Genomic DNA, 23,027 nt, shown 5'->3' on the forward strand with positions numbered 1-23,027 from the left:
TTTTATTTTGTTGTAAAAGTACAAATTAATATTTAAAATACAATCGATTGTATTTTAAATATTAAATACTATATTTGAATATTAAATTCCACATTCGAATAAAGTAATAATGATAAAAGGCAAAATAACAATTCATGATATTTCAAAAGCATTAGAAATTGATAGTTCCACCGTTTCTAGAGCTCTAAATAACAGTCCACGTGTTTCAAAAAAAACAAAGACTAAAATCTTAAAAAAAGCAAAAGAACTAGGATATCAGCGCAATAGTTTAGCTTCAAAACTAAGAACAAATAGAAGCAATACAATTGGTGTTATTGTCCCTAGAATTTCTCGTCATTTTTTTGCTGCCGTTATTTCGGGTATTGAAGAAACAGCCTATGATGCCGGCTACGATGTTATAATTTGTCAATCTTTAGATAATTATGAAAGAGAAAAAAAATTAGTTGAGACACTTTTAGCCAACAGAGTTGATGGTATTTTAATTTCAATTTCTATGGAAACAACTAATTATAGTCACTTTAAAAATTATATAGACAACGGTTTTCCAATTATTTATTTTGATAGACCTTGCGAAGTTGATAAAAATACTAACGTAATTATTAATGATTTTAAGGCTAGTTTTGAAGCAACAGAACATTTAATCTTAAATGGTTGTAAAAATATTGTTCATTTTTCAGGACCTCAGTCCACAACTCTATACCAAAAAAGATGTAAAGGATACAAAGCTGCTTTAAAAAAACACAATATTCCTTTAAGGAAGGAATATATCATTGAATCTAATTTAATGGAAAATGATGGAATTGAAAATGCTAAAAAAGTACTAAAACTTCCACTAGTTGATGCCGTTTTTTCTGCAAATGATAAAGCAGCTATAAGTGCTATGCAATATTTAAAAACTAAAAATATAAAAATCCCAGAAGATATAGCATTTGTTGGTTTTAGTAATGAACCTATTTCGGCTGTAATAGAACCTTCATTAACAACTGTAAACCAACAAGATTTTGAAATGGGTAAAGTAGCCACTACTTTATTATTTGAACAGATAAACAATAAATCTAGTATAAATGAAACCAAAATATTAGAACCAGAATTAATAATCAGAAATTCATCAATAAAAAAATAAAAGAACCAAATATGAAAACACTCAACTCAACTCTAATACTTTTAGCCTTAACACTTTTTATTTCTTGTTCATCAAAAAATGAAAGTGAATTGGATAAAGCCGCCCAACAATTTACTCTATTAGTAAAAGATGCTGATGCTGCAAATAAAATTCCAAGAACCGTAACTGCCGAAGGAGAAATACATTGGACAAATCCAAGATTCGATTGGACTGAAGGCTTTTTCCCTGGAAGTTGCTGGTATTTATATGAAGCAACAAACGATGAAAAATGGAAAAAAGCTGCTGAAAAATTTCAATCTCTTTTCGAAAAACATAAATATAAAACTACCAATCACGATCTAGGGTTTGTATTTAATTGTTCTTACGGAAATGGTTATCGATTAACAAATAACAAAGATTTTAAAAATGTAATGACAACAGCTGCCGATTTTTTGAGTACACGTTTTAATTCAAATGTTGGCTGCATTAAAAGTTGGGATGTAACAAGTGGTTGGCAAGCGGAAAGAGGTTGGAAATTCCCAGTAATTATTGATAACATGATGAATTTAGAATTGCTTTTTGAAGCTTCAAAATTAACTGGAAATGATAAATATAAAAACATTGCAATTGCACACGCAAATACAACTTTAAAAAATCATTTTAGAGATGATAATAGCTCATTTCATGTTATAGATTACGACCCTGAAACTGGTGAAGTAAGAAATAAACATACTGCACAAGGTTTTGCACATACAAGTGCTTGGGCTCGTGGACAAGCTTGGGGATTATACGGTTACACAGTTTGTTACCGATATACAAAAGATGAAAAATACTTAGAACAAGCCGAAAAAATTGCAAAATTTATTACTGAATACAAAGGAACTCCAGAAGATGGAATTCCATATTGGGATTATAATGCTCCAAACATTCCTAATGAACCTAGAGATGTTTCAGCTGCTGCCATTACTGCTTCTGCCTTAATTGAGTTAGATAGTTTTTCTAACAATAATTATCAACCTGCAATCGATAAAATAATGATATCGTTGGCTTCTGACAAATACACTGCTGAGGTTGGAGAGAACAACCATTTTATTTTAAAACATAGCGTTGGTAGTATTCCTCACGGAAATGAAATTGATGTGCCGCTGAATTATGCTGATTACTATTATTTAGAAGCTTTAGTTAGACTAAAAAAATAACTTATGAACTTTAAATATATTTTTTTAACTGGGTTAGTTTTTAGTCTTTTAAGTTGTAAAGCTCAAACTAGTAAAGTTTGGGCTGATTTTAAATCTTCAAAAACAACTGGAAAAGAAGCAATTTTACCCGATTTTTCTTACGCAGGTTATAAATATAGCGAAGTTGAAATACCAACTGTTAACTACAAACTGTTTGATGTAACCAAATTTGGAGCTATTCCAAATGATTTAAATTCAGATAAAAATGCTATAAAAAAAGCCATAAAAGCTGCTGAAAAATATGGAGAAGGCATTGTGTATTTTCCTAAAGGAAAGTATTACATTAATACTCAAAATGATGACATAAGCATTATTGAAATCAAGTCTTCAAAGATTGTTTTTAGAGGTGAAGATAAAGAAAATACCATCTTATTTTTTGACAAAGATTTGCCTCCAACTGATCCAAATAAACTATGGTCTTGTCCTTCAGCAATTAAAGTAAAAGCTAAGGAAAATGATAAATTCATCACTAAAATAATTGGAGATTCAAAACGCGAAACTTTTTCTATTAAAGTTGAAGATGCTTCAAAAATTAAAAAAGGAGATTGGATAATAGTTAAAGTAAAAAACAATAGTAAAGAACTCATCAAATCTGATATTGGTCCATTAGAACCACATGAAAAATGGAAGAAAATTTTAAATGAGGGTGTTATGGTAAATGAGCGTCATCAAGTTGCTTCAGTAAAAGGAAAAACAATAACATTGGTTTCTCCAATTCATTATGATATTGAATCAAAATATGGATGGGAAATTTTAAAATTTGAACACGTAAATCACGTTGGATTTGAAAACTTAACTTTTAAAGGTAATTGGACTAAAAAGTTTGTTCATCATAAAAACGCACAGCACGATGGTGGTTGGAGCATTTTAAGTCTTTCAGATGCTGTAGATTCTTGGATTCAAAACTGTACATTTAAAAATGTGAACAATGCTGCAAGTATTTCTTCATCTGCTGCCTGCACTGTTTTAAATGTTGAAATTAAAGGCAATATTGGTCACGCGGCAATTCACGCTGCAAATGGTTCAACAGGAATTTTATTAGCAAAAATTAATGATGAGGCTGGTATGCATCATTCCGTTGGTGTTGGTGGTGGAAGCACTACCGGAACTGTAATTTGGAGATGTACATATCCATCACACACTTGTTATGAATCGCACGCATCTCAACCACGTTGTACCTTATTAGATAATGTAAAAGGAGGATTTTTTGCAGGAAGAGCCGGTGGAGCCATTCAAAGTTTACCAAATCACGGAAGGTATTTAGTTTTTTGGAATTATAATGAAACCGATGAGGCTGAAAAAGATTTCAGATTTATTGCAACCAACTCTTGGTATTGGAGAAATGTACCGCCTATAATTGTTGGTTTTCACGGAGCTGGAACAACTTTCAAAAAAGATGAAGTTCAAATTGTAGAAAGCAATGGAACCCCCGTAAAACCAGAATCTTTATTCGAAGAACAATTAAAACTTCGACTAGGTAAATTACCAAACTGGATTTCAAAAGAAAAAAATTAGCATTTATATTCTAATAAAATGAAACTAAAAAACACATTACTAATAGTTATTTCATTACTGCTGTTAAGTTGCAAAAGCGAAGTTAAAAAAGAGGTTGTTGTTACTACAAAAAAACCAAATATATTAATTGTTTTTCCAGATCAATTAAGGCGATATAGTGCTGGTTTTTGGAGCGAAGAAAACTATAAAAAACACGTAGTTGGAAAACCAGATCCTGTGTTAACTCCAACCATTGATAAACTAGCAAAAAACGGTGTGGTTTTTACCCAAGCAGTAAGTAATTACCCGTTATGTAGCCCATACCGAGGAATGATGCTTTCTGGAATGTATCCTGAGCAAAACGGAATTTGGAACAACTGTAAAAAAGGAAGAGAGCATAGTTTAAAAGATGATATTGCTACCATTCCAGATTTATTTTTCAAAGCTGGTTATAACACTTCTTACTTCGGAAAATGTCATTGGTTAAAAACTGAACCTTTATTTGACGAAAATGGAAACTATCAAGGTACTACAGAAGCACCGGGAGGGCATTATGTAAATACATACGACACTTATATTCCGCCAGGAAAACGTCATAATATCGAATACTTTTACCAAGCCTTAAAAGACGAGCATTTTAATCCTAGAATTTACTCAAACGATCCAAGTACAATTGAAGGTAAAAAAGATGGTGAATTACACTTACCAAAAGTTTTTTCAGCTAAAAATGAAGCTGAAAAAATTATTAAGTACTTAAAAAATGAAAACGGTCAACGAAATGCAGACAAACCATTTTGCATGATTTGGTCTATGAATCCACCGCATAATCCTTGGGATGATGAAAATACAGATATGGAAACTCTACACAAGCATTATGATACAGATAAGTTTCCAGAAATTGACAACAAGTTAGTAGTTAGAAAAAATGCCGATTTAAAAGTTGCTAATTATGCACGCCATTATTACGCAAACGTTACTAGTGCCGACAATTACATTGGACAAGTTATTGATGAATTAGAAAAAATGGGAGAGTTAGATAATACTATTGTTATGTTTAGTTCCGATCACGGAGAAATGTTAGGTAGCCATAGTAGAACTGGTAAAAATTCGTTTCAATTAGAATCGCTATCTGTACCATTTATTGTTCATTGGCCAAAGGGTTTAAAAGCTGATATTACAGATGTGTTGTTTGGAGCAACTGATGTATTGCCAACCGCTATGGGATTAGCAGGATTGTCAAATCAAATTCCTTCGGAAGTGGAAGGAACAAATTTTGCTGAATTACTTCTAAATCCAAAAAATAATTCAGTAAAAAAACCAGAAGACGTTTTAATAATGTTAGGAAATTCTAGAGGTGTGTTCTCTGGAAAATATACATTGTGTTTAGAAGAAAATAAAAAACAATGGGATACAGATAAAGGAACCGAAATTTCAGAAGCTTATTTGTACGACAATATAAATGACCCATATCAGTTAAATAAAATTGATTTAAAAGCACTGCCTGAAATTTCAAATAAACTATTAAAATCGTTAGGTGAAAAATTAAAAATGTCTAACGACCCTTGGTTTCAACAAAAAAAATATAGTAACCTAATTCCGTATCCAAATAGTTAACTAGCTCATTAATGATCCATTTTAAAAACAGCTGTCGCATAGTTTTATTATTGGTTTCAACATTCTTTTTTATAAGTTGTGAAACTAGCACAAAAGTGCTGTATGCTGATGGCTTTGACAAAAATTTAGACAATTGGGTTATTGAGCAAATGGAAGATGGATTTGTTGAAATTAAAAACAAACAATTAGAAATTTCGCAAGGAAATGGAGCGGTGGTTTGGTTTAAGCATAAATTACAAGCTCCTTTAACCATTGAATATAATATTACTGTTGTAGACAATGGCGGTAAACATGATAGAGTTGCTGACATGAATTGTTTTTGGATGGCAAATGACCCAACTAATATAGATTTCTTTAAAAATTCGGAACAACGTGGGGGTGTGTTTTCAAACTACTTTCCACTAAGTTTATACTATGTTGGTTATGGCGGGCATAACAATACAAAAACCAGATTTAGAAAACATTTTGGAAATGGAGATCGACCTTTAAAACCTGAACACGATTTAAACAATCCCAATTTCCTTATTACCCCAAATAAAGTAAATCACATAAAAATAGTGGTTACCGAAAATAGCACTCAATATTTTTGCAACAACAACTTAGTTTACAATATTGAAGACAAAAATTTGTACAGGTCTGGTTATTTCGGATTCAGATCTTATAAAAACCACTTATTGATTGATAATTTCAACATAACAAAACCTTAAAAATGTCAAAATTAATAACACGTATTGGCTTTATAGCTTTAATAGTTTTCATAGTTACACAATGTAAAATTGAAAAGATTGAAAAAAAGCAATTATCTACAGTTTGTAATCCTATGGATTTAAGTTATAGGTTTATGCCAAATGGTGTTTCAAGGCGAGAAGCTGCAGATCCTACTGTTATTTTATTTAAAGACACCTACTATTTATTTGCTTCAAAATCTGGAGGATATTGGTTCTCGGATGATTTAACAAAGTGGACTTTTATTGAAACCAACGAAATTCCTACCGAAGAATATGCTCCAACAGCCATTGTTTTAAATAATGAAGTTTATTTTTTAGCTTCAAACGGTAAAAAAAATACAGTTTACAAATCTGCCAATCCAAAAGGCGGAAAATGGCAATTAGTAAAAGATGGTTTAAAGGTTCCAATGACCGATCCGGCATTCTTTTTAGATGATGACAATAAGCTATTTTTATATTGGGGATGCTCAAATAAAAATCCGATTTATGGTGTTGAAATTGATAAAACTACATTTGAATTTATTGGCGAAACACAAGAGCTTATATTTCCTAATCCTGAAAACTTAGGGTGGGAAATTCGAGGAGATTATAATACAAAAACTGAAGTTTCTCCTTGGCTAGAAGGCGCTTGGATGAATAAACATAACGGAAAATATTATTTACAATATTCAGCGCCAGGAACTCGAGAAAAATCGTATTGCGATGGTGTTTATGAGTCTGAAAATCCTTTAGGACCATATACACTTGCTAAACATAATTCTTTTGCTTACAAGCCAGAAGGCTTTGCTTGTGGTGCAGGACACGGAAGTACTTTTGAAGATAAATATGGGAATTTTTGGCACGTTGGAACCATTACAATTTCAGTAAAAGATAAATTTGAAAGACGTATTGGCTTTTATCCTGCATTTTTTGATAAAGATGGAGTGTTGTATTCAAACACTAGATTAGGTGATTTTCCAATTATAATTCCGAAGAAAAAAATTGAAAGTATTGACGATATTTTTCCAAATTGGATGTTGCTTTCTTATAATAAATCTATTGAAGTTTCTTCTGAATTGGAAGGCCATTCAAAAAAATTAGCTACCGATGAAGAAATTAGAACTTATTGGAGTGCAGAAACTGGAAACAAAGGAGAATGGTTGCAAATAGATTTAGAAAAAGAGGTCGAAATTAATGCCGTTCAAGTCAATTTTGCAGAGCAAGACACCGAACTTTTTAATAGACAACCTAATATTTATCAACAGTTTTTGGTTGAATATTCTTTAGACAATAAAACTTGGAATACCTTAATTGATAAAACAAAAAACAAAGCTGATGTTCCGCATAATTACATTCAATTAGAAACTACAACTAAAGCTCGTTATTTAAAAATTACCAATTATTATACGCCAAGTGGAAAATTTGCACTATCAGATTTCCGAGTGTTTGGAAACGGACAAGGAAATTTACCTCAATTTGAAAGAACTTTAACTGGAACAAGAAATAAAGAAGATAGACGCCAAGTTCATTTAAATTGGAATACAGATAAAAATGCCTTGGGTTACAATATTCGATACGGTACACATCCTGAAAAACTGTACCATAACTATCAAGTTTTAAAGAACAACAGCTTAACAATTAGAAGCTTAAACAAACTTCAAAAATATTATTTTACCATTGATACTTTTAATGAAAACGGTATTAAAAAAGGTTCAAAAATTATTGAAATCAACTAACAATAGGTTATTATGAAACAATTTGTATTCTTATTTTTTACAGGAATTTTATTTTTTGGTTGTGCTAAAAAATCTTCAGAAGAAAACATTTGGGAACCAGAAATATTAAAACAATTCAAACAAAAAGGAATAGCTTCTAACCTACCCGATTATTCCTACGCAGGTTATGCTTATGGCGAAAAAGAAATTCCAACAATTAAAGGAAAAACATACACTATTACAGATTTTGGAGCCATACCAAATGATGAAATTGACGACACAAATGCCATAAATAAAGCTATTGAAACAGCAGGTAAAAATGGCGGCGGAATTGTTTATTTTCCGAAAGGGAAATTTTTAGTAAATACAGATTCTACAAAAACCGATATTGTTAAAATAAACTATAGCAATATTGTATTGCGTGGTTCTGGTTCAACAAAAAACGGAACTATTATTTTTAGTGGAAGTTCTACACATCAAGCTGAGGATAACAGTCCGTGGTTATCTCCTTTTGTATTTCATACGGGCTTAAATTTACACGATACATCATCATTTTTTAATGTTAAAGATTTAGATGTTTTTTCTGAAATTAAACAAGACGTTAAAGCTGGAACTTCTATATTAGAACTAAATTCAACAAAAGATTTAAACGAAGGAGATATTATTTTAATTGCATTGAACAACACAACAGATGATGGAAATTTAATGAATGATTTAATGCATCCTTTGAAGTTTGAAGAATTTCAAAAAAGTTATTCTGAAGCTGGAATTCAAAGAGCAGCTTCTTTTCAATACCCTTTAGAAATTGCTAAAATTATTGATGATTCTCACATTGAATTAAAACAACCTACTCGTAGAGATTTATTATTAAAATACAACCCAACTATTAGCAAAATGCGAATGCTTAAAAATATTGGTGTGGAACATTTTAAATTCGAAAGTGCTTGGGACGGAAACTACAAGCATCACGGTAACCGAGAAATGGATTATGGTTGGGGAGCAATAAACTTACATCGTGTTGCTCACGGTTGGATTCGTGATATTCATATTGATAATTACACGCAAACAACACATTTAGTAAATAGCAGAAATGTAACTATTGAAGACATTAAAATTACTGGAAAAATTGGTCATTATTCGCCAAAAATGTATCATTCATCTGATAATTTGGTTCAAAATATTGAAGTTGAAAATGAAGTTACTCACGGTCCTGGTTTAGAAGGCTGTTCCTTTGGAAATGTTTATAGAAATATTAGCTATAAATTTCCTACTCCTTTAGATTTACACGGAATGGCAGATGCAGGATTTTGTCCACCAATGTATAACTTGTATGAAAACATTATTAATGTAAAACAAATTGCTGGTGGAGCTGCACCACAAAATATTCCACACTCTGGAGAATACAATACTTTTTGGAATATTGCAATGGAAGGTTGGGAAGATGGTGAGTTTCAAGAAATATTTTTCTCTTGGATTTGGAGAGATCCAATTAAGTTTAAAAATGAACTACATATAGATTGCCATAAACAATATTTGCGTAGTATTTTAGTAGGAGTTTATTCTTCTAACCCAGAAAAACAACTAAGTATTGAACATAGTTTTAAGGACAGAAGCGATGAGTGGATTTATGTTGAAGGCTTGAATACTAAAAAACCAATGGTCAATTTGTATGAAACTCAATTAAAAATGAGAATAAAAGAATAAAATTCGGGTACATTCTACAAAAATAATTCAAAGAAAAATTTCATTTTTGTGTGATGTTATACAAACATTAATTAAATATAACTTAGATATGAATAAAATAATTAATATTTTTTTTCTTTTCATTTTAATCTCACATACTAGCTTAGCTCAAAATCAAAATGTTAAAATAAGTGGAGAATTAAAGAAATGGCATAAAGTTACTCTCAGTTTTGAGGGGGAACAATTAACAGAAAATGATGCAGAAAACCCATTTTTAAACTACCGTTTAAATGTAACTTTTAGAAATAAAAACAAAACCTATGTAATTCCCGGGTTTTATGCTGCCGATGGAAATGCTTCAGAAACCAGCGCAACTAAAGGTAATATTTGGCAAGTACGTTTTACGCCAGATGAAATTGGTGAATGGAATTATAGTGTTTCTTTTAGAAAAGGAAATGAAATTGCAATTAATGATGATCCCAATGCAGGAGAAACCGTTTCATTCGATGGTATAAGTGGAGCTTTTAACATCATAAATTCAGATAAAACTGGTCGCGATTTTCGAAGTAAGGGACGATTAAATTATGTTGGAAAACGTTACCTTCAATTTGAAGAAACCAACGAATACTTTTTAAAAGGTGGAGCAGATAGCCCTGAAAGCTTTTTAGGTTATTATGATTTTGATCAAACACCACCTTCTCACAAATACGAAGCACACGCAAAAGATTGGAAAAACGGTGATCCAACTTGGCAAAATGGAAAAGGGAAAAATATAATTGGAGCACTAAATTATTTAGCTTCAAAAGGCATGAATTCGGTTTACTTTTTAACTATGAGTGTACAAGGTGATGGAAATGATGTTTGGCCTTGGAATAATATTAACGAACGTTATCGTTTTGATTGCAGTAAATTAGATCAATGGGAAGTTGTATTTGATCATATGGATAAATTAGGTTTAATGCTTCATATTGTAACTCAAGAAACCGAAAACGAATTATTATTAGATATTGGTGAATTAGGCGTGCAACGTAAATTGTATTACCGCGAATTAATTGCTCGTTTCTCGCACCATTTAGCAATTACCTGGAATTTAGGCGAAGAAAACGGACCTTTAAGTTGGACTCCAAAAGGGCAAGATGATAAAGATCGAAAAGCCATGGCTAAATACATTAAAACGCACGATCCTTATAAAAGCTTTATTGCCTTGCATACTCATGCCGATCCTAAAGCTCAAGATCCTTTTTTAAATCCATTATTAGGTTACGATTATTTAGACGGACCATCAATGCAAACCCACCACCCAAAAGATGTACATCGTTTAATTGTTAAATGGTTGAACGAATCTCAAAAAGCTGGAAAACAATGGGTGGTTTGTCAGGACGAAATTGGCCCAGCCGATACAGGCGCAAAACCAGACGCAGATGACCCAGAGCATAATGAAATTAGACATGAAGTTTTGTGGGGAAATTTAATGGCTGGTGGAGCAGGTGTTGAATGGTATTTTGGGTATAAATATGCACATAACGATTTACAATGTGAAGATTGGAGATCAAGAGATATTTTATGGGATCAAACACGTTATACTATAGAATTTTTTCAAAAATATGTTCCTTTTTCTAATATGAAATCAGCAAATGGTTTAACGGATAATTTAGATGATTATGTATTAGCTGAAAATGGAAAAACATATGTTGTTTATTTGCCAAAAATTAAAGAAACAAAATTAAATCTTTTTGGAAGCAATTCTAAATTTTCTATAAAATGGTACAACCCTAGAACTGGCGGAGAACTTCATAAAGGTAGTGTAAAATCTATTAAAGGTGGTGGTTTGGTTTCTATAGGATTACCCCCAAACAAGAACAAAGATTGGGTAGCTTTAATAAGTAATTCTTCAAATAAAAAAACAGTAGTTACTTCGCAAAAATTTGAAAAAATTAAGCTAAGCGCAACTTCAGATTTTGAAATTGACCAAACTTCTGAAGCCATTTATTACATTGATAAATCGAATAAAGCCTTGGCAATAAATGCTGGCAAAAAAGATCAGAGAGCTAAATTTGCAAAAGCTAAAACCATTTTTAAAGGTGAAAGCGGCACTTACAAATTAATGTTTACTACTATAGCTGAAAATGATGGTGAATCTCGTTATAAAATATTGGTAAATGGGTCTACAGTAAAAGAGGTAACCAATTCTGAAACATCAGAGTCTATGCAAGGAGAAGATCACAATTTAGGATACATTTATTTAGAGAAAAATGATATTTTAGAAATAGCTTCAACCGCTGAAACAAATGGAAAAATTCCTGAAAATGATGAAACAGCTTGGTCGCGTGGAAGATGGAAATCATTAATATTTATTCCTGGTGGTGGACTTCAATTAACCTCTAAATTAGAAAATGTTAAACCTTTTATGGAAAAAAAGGGAATTATTGAAGTTGAAGCGGAAGCATTTCATTTTAAATCGAATAACGGAACATTGAGAAATTGGGAAGTTCGTTCTAAAAATGAATCTGAGACTTTTTCAAAATTGGAAAATCATGCTAATTCGGCAAGTGGAGAAAAATATATTGAAGCTTTACCAGACACTCGAGTAACCCACGAGGACGAACTTATTTCGGGCGAGAATTTTTTCCCATTATCTGGTTTTGGAGGTGTAGTATCTTATAAGGTAAAAATTAATAAACCTGGAAAATATTATGTTTGGGTTCGTGCTTTTTCGAGTGGACCAGAAGATAATGGTTTACACGTTGGCTTAGATGAAAAATGGCCTGAAAGTGGTTCCAGAATTCAGTTGTGTGAAGGGAAACATACTTGGACTTGGTCATCTGCACAAAGAGTCCCTGAAAATCATTGCGGAACACCTCAAAATATTTATTTAGAAATTAAAGAAAAAGGAGAACATATTATTTCTTTTTCTATGCGTGAAGATGGATTTGAATTTGATAAATTTATTTTAACTAAAGATAAAAACTTCAATCCAAATAATAATTAAAGAATAAGTTTTACCATATTAAAAAACGCCTATATTTTCTCTGAAAATATAGGCGTTTTTTAATTCTAATTTGTGTATTGACAATATGTTTAAAAAGCTACTCCTTAATTATTTTTAATGTTTCAACTTTTTCTAATTGAATTTTTGCAAAATAAATTCCACTCGTTAAATTTTCAATATTCAGCAGTACTTTACCAAAATTAACAGAATACCATTTTGATGAAATAAGTTGAGATTGCATGTTATACAATTCAATAATAACTTCTTTTTTATCAATTGGCAAGGCAATTTCAAACTGTCCCTTAGTTGGGTTAGGATATGCCGTAATGTATTCTAACAAATTAATTTGTTTCGCAAATACTCCTTCACAATCCACATTTGTTTTAATTTGAACAAAATCTCCATGAGAAACATCAACAGAAAAAGAGGTATTCATTGTTTGAAAAACTTCGGCACCGTTTACAAAAATGTTGTATGGAGCTGTACCTTGTGAAATTTCAACATTAACTTTGTTTGAAATAACAGTTGCTTTACCTGAAACAGAGGTTCCTGACTCAATGGTTACAACAAAACATTGTTCAAAAGTTTCACCTTCAACTGAAATACAAATATCAATAGTTCCAGGAGTGAGGTTGTCAACTTCTAAATTATTGTTAAAACTATAATCAGTTCCTTTAATATTTACCTTGTAATTTAAATTTTCAACAGCAGTTATTTCTAATTTTCCGTTACCTTTATTTGGACACGTTTCACTAACGGTTTCAATTTTAAAATTATTATCTGGAAGGATAAAACAACCTACAGCATTTACATTTGCTCCAGATGTTGTGTTAGGGCATTGATCTTCATTGTTCATTACACCATCGTTATCTTCGTCTAACTGACTTTCTCCACAACCATTTGCATTTATACCTTCTCCTGCTGGTGTATTAGGACACTGGTCTAAATCATTCTCTACGCCATCATTATCATCGTCGTCTGTACTTGCTATTGAAGCTCCATAAAATTCAATTTCAACAATTGTATTCCAAGTACTTGGTCTTGCTGGCTGACCAAAACCAATAATTTTTACATACTTTGTTCCTAATGCCGCTGTTGGTAAAAGAAAGTTTGTGAATTCACTATTTTCAGTTGAACACACTAAATTATCTTCTCCAAATGGATTTGTGAATGCATCATCTTCTGCAGTTGTAGAAGATACTAAAATTTTAAATTCATATGTTTTTCCATTAGTTGACATGTAGTTTACTAATTGTAAATCAAAGCTTCCTCCTAAGTCATAAATAATTTCACCTACATTTGTTCCAGGATTAATATCTGCAATATCTATTGCATTATTACCTGACCATTGTGTCCTTGTATTTTTATCTAAACTATTGATAGCAATATTATTTTTAGAAGAGGTAATTTCTTCATGAAATACAGAATATACTACTACATTATCACTTTCGGATCCATCATTAATTAGCATAAGTCCGGATGTTACATCTGCTGGTTCTTGATTCACTGTTAATGTTTTTACAATATCATCACCTCCTGGATCTTGTGTAAAAGTTACAGACCCAGTTCTGGCAGTTTTTACTGTATTTTCAGCAACTGTAATCGAAACTATTGCATTTCCAGTTGCAGAATTAGTATCTATAGAAATCCAAGAATCGTTTGATACTGAAGTCCAACTAACATTAGCATTAACAGAAACGTTATAACTTCCTGCTTCTGGAGCAAGTGTTGGTAAACTACCAACGGTTAAAGATTCTAGTATTTCAATTGTACAATCACCATCAGTTATATTTGTTCCTGAATAATCTAAAAAACAAGCACCAATTCCATAGCCAACCATTGCATCGGTTGTAGGTTCGTATTCACCCATATTAGCACCTTTACCATCTGCACCAGTGAAACTAAAAATTTCACCATCAGCAGTAGCTGTAATACTTGTCTCCCTAGAAAAACCTGTATTGGTAGTTCCTAAATCAGTTCCATTATAAACATTTCCAGTATAAGTTAGTGCAGTTCCAAGAACTGAATATTCCCCCGTTATAACATCTGATATATTAGTGTTATTTGCGGCAAAATAAATTAAGTTATTTGTAATATTTCCTAATGGATCTGTTGATCCTTTATCCGTGTTATAAAACAGAGGAGCATTGGTGTTTATTATTGTATTATTTGATACATTAATATCCGTAGTTTTTTGATATCCGTTTGAAATACCACTTGTAGTAGAACAATCAATAGCTGAATTAGCACTTCCACCTATAAATGTAATACCATTATTCCACTTAGCTTGATTAACAACAGCAATACAATCTTGAATGTAATTATTTGTAATAGAATGGTAACTATCAGTAATTCTAACCCCTCCAGTACCGTCAACATTTTCACCTAAAAAGTAATTGCCTTCCACGGTAGCATTAGAACCATGTCTAAGTACTAAAGAACCTCTACAGCTTCTAAAAGTATTATTAATATAGGTATTGTTTTTACTTTTATTAGTAATAATTTCATTTTCGCCATCGGCCTTAACAAAGTAGTTGTTAGTAACTGTGGCACCACTATTTACATTTTGATATTCACTGGTACCTATTCGTATAGTTTCGCAATCACCAGCATTAGACAAGTCATTTCCTCCCCATTCAGCATAAATATCATCCATTTTTTGAAAATTATAAAAATAATTATTGCTAATTGTATGTCCAACAAATTCGCAACGAGTATTTGTAACACCGTCATCTGGTGTTGCATTGTAGGCATATTCTGCAAGAATTAAAGCGCCAGCACTTACTTTATTCATAAATGAACAGTTTATTATTGTGTTGTAAGTTCCATACAGCACAATCCATCGTTGTTTTGAAATCTGACCATCTGCTAAATCTTCTGCTAATTCACTTGGTTCAACTCCTAAACCATCAATAGCACAATTTTGCATTATACTATGATTGGCATAATCATAACCATTTCGGAATTGAATGAAGTTACTAGCCCCATAGCCACCTTTCCAGTGAAAGCCATCAACAACTACATAATCTCCACCAATATTCATTTTTAAACCACCTGTAAAAACAACACCACCAGGTGACTCTGCTCTAAAAGTAATAGGATTATCGGCTGTTCCATTACCAACAAAATCAATTCGATCATCAGAATCGTAAACACCATTCGCTAATATAATTACATCTCCCGGTACATAAGACTGATCTTCTAATGCCTCGGGATTATTAATATTATAAATTGTTTGAGAAATTGAAGTTTGTGAGACTAACAAAAAAAAGATCAACAAGAAATATAAGATAAGTGATTTTAAAAATAAACTTTTTCTCTTATATAAAAGTGCTGTAAGTTTTTGTTTAAAACTTAATTCTTTTAAAGAAAGATTATATAAATTAAAATGATTGAAATATAATATTTTATTCATATCTATTTGGTTAACCAATTTGGTAAACCAAATTACAACATATTTTTTATTCTACCAATTAAAATTATAATTGATAACACAATTTCAATAATTATTTTAAAATATTGAGTTGGTAAATTCAGAGTTCGAATTTTCAGAAAAAATAAACATCTATAAAAACAAAAAACTCTTGAAAATCAAACGATTATCAAGAGTTTTGTACTCGAGATGGGACTTGAACCCATACGGACCTTACAGTCCACTGGATTTTAAGTCCAGCGTGTCTACCAATTCCACCACTCGAGCATTGGTATTTTATATATTGTAGAGCGAAAGACGGGATTTGAACCCGCGACCCTCACCTTGGCAAGGTGATGCTCTACCCCTGAGCTACTTTCGCAGTCATATTTTAAAGAACATCATTTGGTTATTACCCCAAATGCGAGTGCAAATTTAATACAATTATCAAAACCACAAAGACTTTTTTTAAAATTATTTCAATAAATTTCTTAATCTCCTTATTTTTAGGTTGTAATTCTCTAATAAAAAAATATATTTGCAGTAATTATTAATAAAACTTAATGCAAATAACATCAAATTCTACTAATAATAAAGTAAGTTTTACTTCGGTTTTTAACGATTTTAAACAATTAACAAAAGTTGGCTTATCACTTAGTGTTGTTTTTTCATCTTTGGCTGGTTATTTATTGGCAGTCGAAAAAATTGAACTTTCCATTTTAGCCTTATTAGCAATTGGTGGCTATTTAATGGTTGGAGCATCTAATGCATTTAACCAAATTATTGAGAAAGATACCGATGCTTTAATGAAACGCACAATGAATCGACCACTTCCAACCGGTAGAATGCATGTTTCAACTGCAATGGTTATCGCAATTTCTTTTACAATTGCAGGTTTAGCCATTTTATATAGTATTAACCCTAAGAGTGCCTTATTTGGTGCTATTTCTATTTTTCTTTACACAAGTATTTACACGCCCTTAAAGGCGGTTACACCTTTATCTGTATTTATAGGCGCAATACCTGGTGCAATACCATTTATGTTAGGTTGGGTTGCGGCAACCAATGATTTTTCAATTGAGCCAGGAATGTTATTTTTAATACAATTCTTTTGGCAATTCCCACATTTTTGGGCAATTGCTTGGCTACAATATGATGAATATAAAAAAGCAGGGTTTAACTTAATGCCAATGGGACAAAAAAATAAAAAAGCTGTTATACAAATTATTATTTATACTATCTGTTTAATAATTGTTTCTATAATTCCTGTTTTAAAAATAACCGGAAGTTTTTATATTTACCCTATTACAGCAATAATTTTAGTTGCATTAGGAAGTACAATGTTATATTATGCCATAAAATTGTATAAACATCAAACTAATAAAGAAGCTAGACAGTTAATGCTATCAAGTGTTTTATATATTACCTTGATTCAAGTAATTTACGTAGCAGATAAATTTTTACACTAAACAAATGGGACAATCATTAGAACAAGAATATAAACAAGCTAAAAGAAAATCGGCAAAACCTATGCTTTGGGTTTCTATGATTAGTATGACAATGATGTTTGCTGGATTAACCAGTGCTTATGTTGTTAGTAGAAAACGAAACGACTGGGTTTCGTTTGATTTACCAATTGCTTTTTACACAAGTACAATTTTAATTGTTTTAAGTAGTATCGCTTTTATTCTGGCAAAATACTTTATAAAAAAGAACAATCGTCAATTAACAACTGCATCCTTATTATCAGCTTTAGTACTAGGTTTAGGTTTTGTATATTTTCAATTCGAAGGTTTTAACCAATTATTTAATGCCGGGTTAGTTTTTGCAGGAGCACAAAGCACAGTTAAATCGTCTTTCATTTATGGAATAACGTTAGCTCACTTGGTACATATTTTTGCAGGAATAATTGTTTTATTGGTAGTAATTATAAATCATTTTAATAAAAAATATTCGTCTAAAGATTCATTAGGATTAGAACTTGGTGCTATATTCTGGCATTTTGTTGATATACTATGGATATACCTGTTTTTTTTCTTCTATTTCATTAGATAAAAAAAATAATGTATTTTTGGCGCAACTATAACTAAAAAATCAAAACAAACTTATATGGAAGCAACTGTTTCTACAGAAACTAATGGAAAAACCTGGAGCGGTGGATCGAACAAACCATTAGGTGCAAGTTATGGTAAAATGATGATGTGGTTCTTCATTTTATCCGATGCACTAACCTTCTCAGGCTTTTTAGGAGCGTATGGATTAATGCGTTTTAAATTTATTGAATCTTGGCCAATTGCCGACGAAGTTTTTACGCATTTCCCTTTTTTACATGGCATTCATGCTCCAATGTATTATGTGGCTTTAATGACTTTTATATTGATATTTTCTTCCGTAACAATGGTTTTGGCCGTTGATGCAGGACATCAAATGAATAAAAAGAAAGTTACTTTTTATATGCTACTTACAATTATTGGAGGTTTAATATTTTTAGGTTCACAAGCCTGGGAATGGAAAAACTTTATTGGAGGTTCATATGGAGCTGTTCAATTAAACGACGGAAAAATTGTTCAATTTGTTGATGCTTCTGGCCACCAAGTAACCTTAGAGAGCTTCGTAAAATCCTCGCATTCAGAAAGAGCACAACATACAAGAGATAAAGGACTTTGGTTTGTTGAAGAATCAACTTTAGCCCCATTTTCGGTTAAAGAAGTTATTGAAGGTTTTAATGCACATCCAGAATTATCAATAAGAACTGAACTTATTAATACTGAAACAAAGGCAAAAACAATAATTTCAAGAGCAGATGCAATGTCTTATTTAAACAATGCAAATGCAGTTGTAAAAGGAGCTAATTTAAAAGTTAATGAATATGGAAATACATTATTCGCAGATTTCTTTTTCTTTATCACAGGTTTCCACGGATTTCACGTTCTTTCTGGAGTTATTATAAACATTATTATATTTTTTAATGTTATTTTAGGAACTTATGAGCGAAGAGGTCATTATGAGATGGTTGAAAAAGTAGGATTGTATTGGCACTTTGTAGATTTAGTTTGGGTATTTGTATTCACATTCTTCTACTTAGTATAATTTTTAAAAAGATATTAAAATGGCAGCAAACGCACACGAACATAAATCGCACACAGCTTTAATTTGGAAAGTATTTGGAATACTTTCTTTTATAACTATTGTTGAAGTTATTTTAGGGATAATAAAACCAGACTCTTTGCATTTAACAAAAATTCTAGGAACAAGTCCTTTAAACATCATTTTCTTAGTATTAACAATTGTAAAAGCATATTACATTACTTGGTTTTTTATGCATATGGCAGATGAAACTAAAAGTTTGAGAAGATCCGTAGTTTGGACCGCAGTATTTTTAATTATTTATTTAGCTACACTTTTATTAATTGAAGGAAGTTACATAAATGATGTACTATCACCACTAGTAAAGTGGAATTACTAAATTTACTAAAAATATAAAAATATTTGAATGAAGAAGGTGGTTTTATTAACCACCTTTTTTTTATTTTTGAAAAAAACCACAATGAAAAAATTTTGGGTATTATTTAGCTTATTTATCTTGCCTTTGGCTTTTTATTTATTTTTATCAAAAGGAATTTATAAATATTCCAATCTGCCAATTTTAACTGATGAAGTTATTAACGTAAATACCTTAGAAAATAATTCTTCAGCAACGTTTAACGATAAATTATCTATTGTTTGTTTTTTAGGAGATGACATAAATACTGCGAAAGGAAGTATGTTTAATCTAAACCAAACTATATATAAAAGATATTATCAAAAACCTTACTTTCAAATAGTTGCAATTTTACCAAAGGGAACAGAACAAAAATATCAAAGTGCCATTGATGAATTATCTGCATTTACCAATATAAGTAAATGGAATTTTATTTATGCAGATTCTAAAAACATCCATAAATTATTTGAAAGCTTTTCTAGCCCCTATAGTTTAAACAATAACTTATATTCTGAACATGCCTTTATAATTGATATGGAGCTTCGTTTAAGAGGAAGAAAAGATGACGACGATACCGCCGATGGGAAATTATATGGATATAATATGAAATCGGTTTCTACGTTAAAAAATAAAATGAAAGACGATATTGATATTATCTATTATCAATTAAAAAAATCTGAAGAAAAGGAACAAAGAAGAAAAAGAGAAATATAATTATTATGAAAAAATATTCATACGTAGGTATTGCTTTTATAATTTTAATTTTTGGAATATATGCAATCCCAAAAATTGTAGCTAAATTTAAAACACCAGAAATAATAACAATTGGTAAAGTTCCATCTTTTGAATTTACAAATCAGGATGGAAAAACTATTTCCAATTCATTTTACGAAAATAAAGTATATGTAATAGAATTTTTCTTTACTACCTGCCCAACTATTTGCCCAAAAATGAATGAAAATATGGTTTTACTTCAAAATGAATATTATGGAAATTTAGATTTTGGCATTGCTTCATTTAGCATTAATCCAGAATACGATACTCCAAAAATTTTGAAAGAATATGCCAAATCACACGGAGCAACTTTAAAAAATTGGAATTTTTTAACGGGAGATAAAGAAACTATATACAACCTAGCAAATAAAGGTTTAGCACTTTACGCTGGTGAAAATTCTGCCGCTGAAGGTGGTTTTGAACACTCTGGTATGTTTGCATTAGTTGATAAAAAAGGAAATATTCGATCACGACTAGATGAATTAGGTAACCCTATTGCCTTTTATGACGGCTTAGATTCAAAAAGCATTCAAATGATAAAAGAAGATATTGCAGTTTTATTAAAAGAATAATGAAAACAGATACAAAAAAATATAACAAGTGGATTGTAATTTTATCAATAGCAATACCATTAGTAGTAGCAATTTTGTTTGGAGTAAAAATTGACGCTCAATTACCCGTTTTTTTACCTCCAATTTATGCAACAATTAATGCAATAACTGCTTTAATATTAGTAATAGCAGTGTGGGCAATTAAAAATAAAAAAATTAAATTACACGAAAATCTAATGAAAACAGCAATTGGGTTTTCTGCTTTATTTTTGATTCTATATGTTGCATATCATACGACTTCAGATTCAACAAAATTTGGAGGTGAAGGATCTATAAAATACATTTATTATGTAATTTTAATAAGTCATATTTTACTATCAATTGCAGTAATACCCTTTGTATTAATTACTTTTGTTAGAGGAATTACAAACAATATTGAATTACATAAAAAAATAGCACGTATAACATTTCCTCTTTGGTTTTATGTTGCTGTAAGCGGTGTTATTGTTTACCTAATGATTTCACCATATTATTAATGAAGAAATTATTGTATATATCACTATTAATTTTCGCACAAATAGCTAATGCACAATGCGCTATGTGTAAAGCTGTTGTTGAAAGTGGTAACGCTTCAGAAGCTGAAGGTTTAAATTCTGGAATTCTATATTTAATGGTATTTCCATATCTTTTAGTGGGAGCTCTATTGTACTTCATTATTAAATATAAGCGAAAACCTAAAATTTAACACTTCTATAAGAGACTTTGAGTGTAACAAATAATAATTTTAGTCGTCATATAGCAACATCAACAGTTCCAAATAATTTTAATTGTCCTAATTAATTAAAAAAAATTATTTATTGTTGTTAATTAAAAACCGATAAACTCAATTAAATGAGAACAAAAATTGTTACAATTTTAGCCTTAGCATTTTTTATAACTACTAGTGCTCAAGACAAACAATGGACTTTACAAGAATGTGTTGAATATGCTCTAGAACACAATATAACTGTAAAACAAAATCAACTTAACGTTGAACTAAGCGAGGAAAACGTAATAAATTCTAAAGGCAATTTTTTACCTAATTTAAACGCTTCAACTGGGGGAAATTTAAATTTTGGATCAGGATTTGATCCTGTTTCTCAAGACCGTGTCACAACAAGTACCTTTGGTGGTTCAATTGGAATAAGTTCTGGTATTACTGTATTTAATGGCTACCGTAATTTGAATTCATATAAACAAGCACAACTTGGAGTTGAATCAAGTAAACTTACATTACAAAAAATTCAAGATGATATTTCATTGTTTGTTGTGAATTCTTATTTAAATGTTTTGTTTGCTAAGGAAAATTTAGCTGTAGCAAAAGTTCAACATGAAATAAGTAAAAAACAGATTGAGCGTGCTCAAACAGAATTTGATGCCGGAGAGAAACCAAAAGGAGATTTATTAAATGCTCAATCCACAGCAGCAGCTGATGAACAATCAGTAATAACTTTTGAAAACACATTGAATTTAGCACTGTTAGATTTAGCTCAACTACTTCAAATTAGCCCTGTAGGATTTGATATAGAGGCCATTGAAATTGGTGACCCAGGAATATCAATGTTATACAGTAACCCAAATGAAGTTTATATAAAAGCTTTAGGAAACAGACCTGAAATTGAAAATGCTGAATTAGGAATTGAATCTACAGCACTTGATATTGAAATTGCAAAAGCTGGCTTTTTACCTTCCGTATCACTAGGAGCTAATATTGGTACTGGTTATGGTTTTAATTTAAAAAACAATTCTCATATTCCATATTTTACACAATTAGATGATAACTTAGGTTACGGTTTAAGTTTTAATGTTAGTATTCCTATTTTTAGTAGAGGCCAAGTTAAATCTAATGTAAACAGACAAAAAATAAATTTTGAAAAATCTAAATTTTCTTTAGAAAGTTCAAAATTACAACTTCAACAAACAATTCAAAAAGCATTTTACGATGCAAAAGCCGCAGCCAAAACATACGAATCGGCTCAAAAATCATTAATTGCACAAAAAGAAGCTTTTAAAAATGCGCAAGAGAGCTTTAATTATGGAGCCATGACTTTGTTTGATTTTGACCAAGTTAGAAACAGATTGGTAAATGCTGAAGGAGCTATTATTAGGGCTAAATATGATTATGTGTTTAAAACTAAAGTGTTAAAATTTTACTACGGAGAAACAATTTTAGACTAATATTTCTAACTAAAACATACTAAAACGCCCAATGAAATTTCATTGGGCGT

The 23,027-nt window shown here is 30.9% G+C and carries 18 protein-coding genes and 2 tRNA genes; 17 read left to right on the plus strand and 3 right to left on the minus strand.

Annotated features, from left to right (window positions below; all coding sequences use genetic code 11):
• Positions 1-109: 109 nt before the first annotated feature.
• The 8 genes from Q0776_RS01315 (at position 110) to Q0776_RS01350 (ending at position 12,542) form a co-directional block, all read left to right on the plus strand.
• Complete coding sequence (locus Q0776_RS01315; protein WP_298363858.1) at positions 110-1,123, plus strand: LacI family DNA-binding transcriptional regulator; 1,014 nt, start codon at positions 110-112, stop codon at positions 1,121-1,123.
• 11 nt (positions 1,124-1,134) lie between these two features.
• The gene (locus tag Q0776_RS01320) at positions 1,135-2,301 is read left to right on the plus strand and encodes a glycoside hydrolase family 88 protein (protein ID WP_298363859.1); all 1,167 of its coding nucleotides are present in this window, start codon (positions 1,135-1,137) and stop codon (positions 2,299-2,301) included.
• Between the two features lie 3 nt (positions 2,302-2,304).
• The gene (locus tag Q0776_RS01325) at positions 2,305-3,855 is read left to right on the plus strand and encodes a DUF4955 domain-containing protein (RefSeq protein WP_298363861.1); all 1,551 of its coding nucleotides are present in this window, start codon (positions 2,305-2,307) and stop codon (positions 3,853-3,855) included.
• Positions 3,856-3,873: 18 nt separating this feature from the next.
• A complete protein-coding gene (locus Q0776_RS01330) occupies positions 3,874-5,448 on the plus strand; it encodes a sulfatase (RefSeq protein ID WP_298363864.1) in 1,575 nt (524 codons plus the stop codon).
• 11 nt (positions 5,449-5,459) lie between these two features.
• Complete coding sequence (locus tag Q0776_RS01335; protein ID WP_298363867.1) at positions 5,460-6,155, plus strand: DUF6250 domain-containing protein; 696 nt, start codon at positions 5,460-5,462, stop codon at positions 6,153-6,155.
• A gap of 2 nt (positions 6,156-6,157) precedes the next feature.
• A complete protein-coding gene (locus Q0776_RS01340) occupies positions 6,158-7,891 on the plus strand; it encodes a family 43 glycosylhydrolase (protein WP_298363868.1) in 1,734 nt (577 codons plus the stop codon).
• A gap of 12 nt (positions 7,892-7,903) precedes the next feature.
• Positions 7,904-9,574, plus strand: a complete 1,671-nt coding sequence (locus Q0776_RS01345) for a glycosyl hydrolase family 28-related protein (protein WP_298363870.1) — start codon at positions 7,904-7,906, stop codon at positions 9,572-9,574.
• 88 nt (positions 9,575-9,662) lie between these two features.
• Positions 9,663-12,542, plus strand: a complete 2,880-nt coding sequence (locus tag Q0776_RS01350) for a DUF5060 domain-containing protein (RefSeq protein ID WP_298363872.1) — start codon at positions 9,663-9,665, stop codon at positions 12,540-12,542.
• A gap of 97 nt (positions 12,543-12,639) precedes the next feature.
• Here the strand turns inward: Q0776_RS01350 and Q0776_RS01355 are convergent, their stop codons facing one another.
• The 3 genes from Q0776_RS01355 to Q0776_RS01365 all read right to left on the minus strand — a co-directional run bounded on the left by Q0776_RS01355 (position 12,640) and on the right by Q0776_RS01365 (position 16,336).
• Positions 12,640-15,957 carry a chondroitinase-B domain-containing protein gene (locus tag Q0776_RS01355; protein ID WP_298363873.1) on the minus strand — a complete coding sequence of 1,106 codons (3,318 nt, stop codon included), beginning with the start codon at positions 15,955-15,957 and terminating at the stop codon, positions 12,640-12,642.
• Positions 15,958-16,156: 199 nt separating this feature from the next.
• A tRNA-Leu gene (locus Q0776_RS01360) sits at positions 16,157-16,242 on the minus strand.
• 22 nt (positions 16,243-16,264) lie between these two features.
• A tRNA-Gly gene (locus Q0776_RS01365) sits at positions 16,265-16,336 on the minus strand.
• Positions 16,337-16,517: 181 nt separating this feature from the next.
• Between Q0776_RS01365 and cyoE the strand changes: the two genes are divergently transcribed.
• The 9 genes from cyoE to Q0776_RS01410 all read left to right on the plus strand — a co-directional run bounded on the left by cyoE (position 16,518) and on the right by Q0776_RS01410 (position 22,977).
• Positions 16,518-17,423, plus strand: coding sequence for a heme o synthase (gene cyoE / locus Q0776_RS01370; protein WP_298363874.1), 906 nt, complete (start codon positions 16,518-16,520; stop codon positions 17,421-17,423).
• Positions 17,424-17,427: 4 nt separating this feature from the next.
• On the plus strand, positions 17,428-18,009 hold the full coding sequence (locus Q0776_RS01375) for a cytochrome c oxidase subunit 3 (RefSeq protein ID WP_298363878.1): 582 nt from the start codon (positions 17,428-17,430) through the stop codon (positions 18,007-18,009).
• Between the two features lie 54 nt (positions 18,010-18,063).
• Entirely contained in the window at positions 18,064-19,044 is a 981-nt protein-coding gene (locus Q0776_RS01380) for a cytochrome c oxidase subunit 3 (RefSeq protein ID WP_298363881.1), read from the plus strand.
• Positions 19,045-19,063: 19 nt separating this feature from the next.
• Positions 19,064-19,420, plus strand: a complete 357-nt coding sequence (locus Q0776_RS01385) for a cytochrome C oxidase subunit IV family protein (RefSeq protein WP_298363886.1) — start codon at positions 19,064-19,066, stop codon at positions 19,418-19,420.
• 81 nt (positions 19,421-19,501) lie between these two features.
• Positions 19,502-20,149 (plus strand): hypothetical protein, encoded by a 648-nt coding sequence (locus Q0776_RS01390; protein WP_298363892.1) that lies wholly within the window; start codon positions 19,502-19,504, stop codon positions 20,147-20,149.
• 2 nt (positions 20,150-20,151) lie between these two features.
• Positions 20,152-20,781 (plus strand): SCO family protein, encoded by a 630-nt coding sequence (locus Q0776_RS01395; RefSeq protein WP_298365112.1) that lies wholly within the window; start codon positions 20,152-20,154, stop codon positions 20,779-20,781.
• On the plus strand, positions 20,781-21,296 hold the full coding sequence (locus Q0776_RS01400; RefSeq protein ID WP_298363899.1) for a DUF420 domain-containing protein: 516 nt from the start codon (positions 20,781-20,783) through the stop codon (positions 21,294-21,296). Before Q0776_RS01395 ends, Q0776_RS01400 begins: the two co-directional genes overlap by 1 nt.
• On the plus strand, positions 21,296-21,505 hold the full coding sequence (locus Q0776_RS01405; protein WP_298363903.1) for a hypothetical protein: 210 nt from the start codon (positions 21,296-21,298) through the stop codon (positions 21,503-21,505). The genes Q0776_RS01400 and Q0776_RS01405 overlap by 1 nt, the downstream gene beginning before the upstream one ends.
• Positions 21,506-21,651: 146 nt before the next feature.
• A complete protein-coding gene (locus Q0776_RS01410) occupies positions 21,652-22,977 on the plus strand; it encodes a TolC family protein (RefSeq protein WP_298363904.1) in 1,326 nt (441 codons plus the stop codon).
• The last annotated feature ends 50 nt before the right edge of the window (positions 22,978-23,027 follow it).

It is taken from the genome of uncultured Lutibacter sp. (assembly GCF_947495725.1).
In the GTDB taxonomy this organism is placed as follows: Bacteria; Bacteroidota; Bacteroidia; order Flavobacteriales; family Flavobacteriaceae; genus Lutibacter.

Coding starts and splice junctions, on each gene's coding strand:
- Q0776_RS01315 (WP_298363858.1), top strand. CDS start 110: ATGATAAAAGGCAAAATAACAATTCATGATATTTCAAAAGCATTAGAA.
- Q0776_RS01320 (WP_298363859.1), top strand. CDS start 1,135: ATGAAAACACTCAACTCAACTCTAATACTTTTAGCCTTAACACTTTTT.
- Q0776_RS01325 (WP_298363861.1), top strand. CDS start 2,305: ATGAACTTTAAATATATTTTTTTAACTGGGTTAGTTTTTAGTCTTTTA.
- Q0776_RS01330 (WP_298363864.1), top strand. CDS start 3,874: ATGAAACTAAAAAACACATTACTAATAGTTATTTCATTACTGCTGTTA.
- Q0776_RS01335 (WP_298363867.1), top strand. CDS start 5,460: ATGATCCATTTTAAAAACAGCTGTCGCATAGTTTTATTATTGGTTTCA.
- Q0776_RS01340 (WP_298363868.1), top strand. CDS start 6,158: ATGTCAAAATTAATAACACGTATTGGCTTTATAGCTTTAATAGTTTTC.
- Q0776_RS01345 (WP_298363870.1), top strand. CDS start 7,904: ATGAAACAATTTGTATTCTTATTTTTTACAGGAATTTTATTTTTTGGT.
- Q0776_RS01350 (WP_298363872.1), top strand. CDS start 9,663: ATGAATAAAATAATTAATATTTTTTTTCTTTTCATTTTAATCTCACAT.
- Q0776_RS01355 (WP_298363873.1), bottom strand. CDS start 15,957: ATGAATAAAATATTATATTTCAATCATTTTAATTTATATAATCTTTCT.
- cyoE (WP_298363874.1), top strand. CDS start 16,518: ATGCAAATAACATCAAATTCTACTAATAATAAAGTAAGTTTTACTTCG.
- Q0776_RS01375 (WP_298363878.1), top strand. CDS start 17,428: ATGGGACAATCATTAGAACAAGAATATAAACAAGCTAAAAGAAAATCG.
- Q0776_RS01380 (WP_298363881.1), top strand. CDS start 18,064: ATGGAAGCAACTGTTTCTACAGAAACTAATGGAAAAACCTGGAGCGGT.
- Q0776_RS01385 (WP_298363886.1), top strand. CDS start 19,064: ATGGCAGCAAACGCACACGAACATAAATCGCACACAGCTTTAATTTGG.
- Q0776_RS01390 (WP_298363892.1), top strand. CDS start 19,502: ATGAAAAAATTTTGGGTATTATTTAGCTTATTTATCTTGCCTTTGGCT.
- Q0776_RS01400 (WP_298363899.1), top strand. CDS start 20,781: ATGAAAACAGATACAAAAAAATATAACAAGTGGATTGTAATTTTATCA.
- Q0776_RS01405 (WP_298363903.1), top strand. CDS start 21,296: ATGAAGAAATTATTGTATATATCACTATTAATTTTCGCACAAATAGCT.
- Q0776_RS01410 (WP_298363904.1), top strand. CDS start 21,652: ATGAGAACAAAAATTGTTACAATTTTAGCCTTAGCATTTTTTATAACT.